2 rRNA genes are annotated in these 608 nt (G+C 47.7%); both read left to right on the top strand.

Going from position 1 to position 608, the window contains the following annotated elements:
- A 16S ribosomal RNA gene (locus ACFPXP_RS07945) occupies positions 1-85 on the top strand; the annotation flags it as partial.
- A 409-nt stretch (positions 86-494) separates the two neighbouring features.
- A 23S ribosomal RNA gene (locus tag ACFPXP_RS07950) occupies positions 495-608 on the top strand; the annotation flags it as partial.

Raw genomic sequence — 608 nt, forward strand, 5'->3', positions numbered from 1 at the left:
CCAGCCGCCGAAGGTGGGGCAGATGATTGGGGTGAAGTCGTAACAAGGTAGCCGTATCGGAAGGTGCGGCTGGATCACCTCCTTTCTATGGAGTATCGGATGACGCAGCTCATCCATACCAATCTAAGCACAGTTCACTCGTTGTCAGTTTTGAAAGAGCAAAAGCTCTTTCGCATGAGACGAGGTTTCCAACTTTTACAGGTTGATGAACAGATCCGATCATGATAGGATGATCTTCCGCTGATGAGGTGGAGTGATTAAAACATCATCTAAATAATTGTTCCTTGAAAACTGGATAGCGAAAAAGTGTTAAGGCAATGCAAGTGTAGTATAGAAGTGATGCTTTGGCATCACGAACTTACTGCTTTGGCGAGGATATATTTTGAGTGAGCGACTTTTACGCGAACTAACATATATTTCTTGCACGAGCGAACATTTTGGTATGACCGACTTTTACGCGACAGCGTACGGAGGGCATGCTAAAATGAGAGCGAGGATAAGCTAGTAAGGGCACACGGAGGATGCCTAGGCGCTAGGAGCCGAAGAAGGACGTGGCGAACGACGAAATGCCTCGGGGAGCCGTAAGCAGGCTTTGATCCGGGGATGTC

The sequence above is a fragment of the Marinicrinis lubricantis genome (assembly GCF_042658665.1).
Lineage (GTDB): Bacteria > Bacillota > Bacilli > Paenibacillales > KCTC-33676 > Marinicrinis > Marinicrinis lubricantis.